The sequence below is a fragment of the Ruegeria sp. genome, assembly GCF_028066395.1.
Lineage (GTDB): Bacteria > Pseudomonadota > Alphaproteobacteria > Rhodobacterales > Rhodobacteraceae > Ruegeria.
Genome location: NZ_JALCBM010000064.1, coordinates 1 through 3,105 on the forward strand (window position 1 = coordinate 1; position 3,105 = coordinate 3,105).

Below are 3,105 nucleotides of genomic sequence, written 5' to 3' on the forward strand. Positions count from 1 at the left end.
GGCCCGACCAGTTCCATCGGCAAATCCAGCAGCCGCCCAACGCCCATGATCGATTTCATCCAGTCGACTTCGGCGTCACTGGTCGCGATGCGAAAACCCCCTGTTTCGTGCCAGCCGATGCTTTGACCGGTTTCGACCTCGACCCGCTTGTAAGTCTCGAGCGAGGTCTTGTTGATCCAGCCCGCAATGCGGCTGCCAACGGCATGGGCGATCTGCCCGGCGGCGTGCCAGGTTGACCCGCTGGTCAGTTCGGCCTTTTCGAACAGGATGGTGTCGGTCCAGCCGTTTTCGGCCAGTTGGAACTGCGCGGCGACCCCCATGATGCCACCGCCGATGATGGCGACGCGCGTTGTGCGGATGCTGTCGGTCATGCAAAAGCCTCTTTGGCGGGCCGCAGCGAAACACGGGCCGTATAGCGGGTACAGGCGATTTCGACTTCCACCGTCAAAGATTTTTCGTCGAAAAATCTCGGGCTGCCGGAAATCATTGCAAGGGCCACAGATCGGCCAAAGCGATAGGACCAGGCGGCAGAGGTGATCTGACCCACCACCTGACCGGCGAAGTAAATCGGTTCATCATGTAGGGGAATCGCATCGGGATCATCAAAAAGCACTGAGACGATCCGCCGGTGTTGGGCGTGAGCGTTCAGGACCTCTTCGCCAACGAATCCGGTTCCAAAAGCACAGAAGGCCTCTAACCCAGCTTCGAACGGCGTGGTGCCCGGCGTCAATTCATGCCCGAAGGCGCGAAATCCGCTTTCGATGCGCAAACTGCCAGAGGCATAAAGCCCCGCGTGGCTGGCCCCGGCGGCGATCAGCGCCTCATGCGCGGCCATGGCCATGTCGGCGGGGATATAGAGCTCATAGCCTTCTTCGCCGGTAAAGCTGAGCCGCCCGACCCAGCCGCGCGCGAGGCCGATTTCCACCGGAGCAAAGCAGAACCTTTTGAGGTCGGGGATCGGAGTGTTGGTGGTGGCCTGCAGCACATCACGCGCCCGCACGCCCGCGAGGCCGAGGATTGCGTAACCGCTGGTAACATCTGTGAATTCCACGCGGAATGTACCGCGCGTTTCCCGCATCCGCTTGAGATCACGCACCACTTCGCCCGCGCCGGTGATCATCAGATAGGTTTCGGATCCGTGACGCTGCACCGTGACGTCGCTTTCGATCCCACCCTTGCGGTTCAGGATCTGGGAATAGGCGATGCGTCCTTCTGGGATATCCATCTGCGCTGTGCAGAGATGATTGAGGAAGGCGCAGGCATCCGGTCCCTGCACCATGATCTTGCCAAACGCGCTTTGATCCAGAATGGCGGCGCCGTGGCGGCAGGCCTCGACCTCGCGGCCCACCTGCTCGCGCCATTTCGGCACGCCGAAAGTCAGCGGCAGATGCGCTGCCTCGCCGCCGAAATGCACCGTGCGCTCCCAGCCGCCTCGGCTTTCGAACCGGGCCCCCGCGGCCACCAGACCGGCATGAACGGGTGAACGGCGTTGACCGCGTGCGGTTTCCATCGAACAGCCCGGATAGGGGTTGTCGTAATGACGACCCAGAACCTCGGGGATGCGGGCCTCAAGCGCGCCCAGCACGTTCATTTCAGGGCTGAAACGGCGGATATCGGCCTCGTTCAACTCCATTGTCGGCTCGCCCGCGATGATCCATTCCGCCATCGCTTTGCCTGCACCACCCGCCAGCGCGATCCCGGTGGAGTTCATGCCACCCATCAGGAACAGCCCGGGTACTTCGGGGCTTTCGCCCAGCATGAACTGGCTGTCCAACGTAAAGCTTTCGGGACCGTTCAGCAGCATCCGTACTTCGGCCTGTTGCAGCGCCGGGATACGGCGCAGAGCGTTTTCCATCATCGGCATGAAATGGTCCCAATCCTCGTCCAGTAGATCGAACGAGAAATCGGCGGGCAACCGATCCAGCGGCAGGCCCTTGGCGTGAGGTTCGAAACTGCCCACCAACAGCCCCTCGACATCGTCACGGGCGTAAAGGAACGCGTCCTGATCGTTCAACGTCGGCAGATGCGCCCCTTTGCCCAATGCCTGAACCTGCGCTAGGGGCTTGGTCAGGATGTAGAAATGTTCGCAGGCGTAAAGCGGCATATGGGCGCCCGCCATCGCCGCGACCTCGCGCGACCACAGCCCGCAGGCGATCACCACCTCATCGGCTTCGATCACGTGATCACCCACCTCGACCCCCGCAATACACCCGGCCTTTTTGCGCAAGCCAGTCACGCGCGTATCCTCGAATATCCGCACGCCGCGCGCGCGTGCGCTCTTGGACAGCGCCAGCGCCACGTCCGAGGGGTTCACTCGCCCATCCGCAGGCGACCAGACCGCGCCGATCACGTCATCGGTTTCGATCAGCGGCCAAAGCTCTTGCGCGCGGGCGGCATCGACCACCTCGGCCTCCAGCCCGAAGGCACGACCCAGCGAGACCTGACGTTTGATATTGGTCAGCCGGTCCGGGTTCGTGGCCAACGTCAGCGAGCCGGTCTGCACCCATCCGGTGGCCTGCCCGGTTTCGCGCTCCAACTCGGCATAGAGGTCGATGGAATAGTTGATCAACTTGGTCAGCGTGGCCGAGGGGCGCAGGCGGCGTACCAGCCCTGCTGCGTGCCATGTTGTGCCGGAGGTCAGTTTCGAGCGTTCCAGAACGACAATATCCTGCCGCCCCTCGCGGGCCAGATGATAGGCGATAGAACAGCCGATGACGCCGCCCCCGATGACCACAGTGCGCGCATGGGTTGGCAGGTTCATATCAGCACCCCGTCCCGGATCATCTCTGCAAGGGTTTCACGAAAGGCCTCCAGCGCCTCGTCAATCAGGTCGGGCGTATGGGCGGCGCTGGTCAGGCCCGAGGTATAGGCCATCATGTCCACACCGCGCGCCAGCATCCCGTCGCGATAGGCACGCACTTGCGCCGGGGGCAGGCCCCGGATTTCGGCGGGCGTCAGACCGTCCAGCGTGGCGCGTCCGAAATGCAGGTGAAAGATTGAGCTGTCGCCATAAGCCAGCCCAGTCACCCCGGCCTGCGCCATGATCGCGTTCATGCCGGTTCGCATCCTGTCGGCCATGGCATCGGCCTGCGCTTGCGGTTCACC

Annotated in this window: 2 protein-coding genes and 1 pseudogene; all 3 read right to left on the bottom strand. The window is 62.8% G+C overall.

The annotated features are described in order from the left end of the window. Positions 1-371, bottom strand: a 371-nt coding sequence (locus tag MPJ51_RS17230; RefSeq protein WP_298389212.1) for an FAD-dependent oxidoreductase, incomplete at its 3' end; no start/stop codon positions are given. Next, a complete protein-coding gene (locus MPJ51_RS17235; RefSeq protein ID WP_298389214.1) occupies positions 368-2,761 on the bottom strand; it encodes an FAD-dependent oxidoreductase in 2,394 nt (797 codons plus the stop codon). The genes MPJ51_RS17230 and MPJ51_RS17235, both read right to left, overlap by 4 nt. Then, positions 2,758-3,105: pseudogene (locus tag MPJ51_RS17240) on the bottom strand (glutamate-1-semialdehyde 2,1-aminomutase); the annotation flags it as partial. The gene MPJ51_RS17235 and the pseudogene MPJ51_RS17240, both read right to left, overlap by 4 nt.

What these genes read in the sequence shown, in the direction of transcription:
- MPJ51_RS17235 (WP_298389214.1), bottom strand. Translation starts at nt 2,761, where the DNA reads ATGAACCTGCCAACCCATGCGCGCACTGTGGTCATCGGGGGCGGCGTC.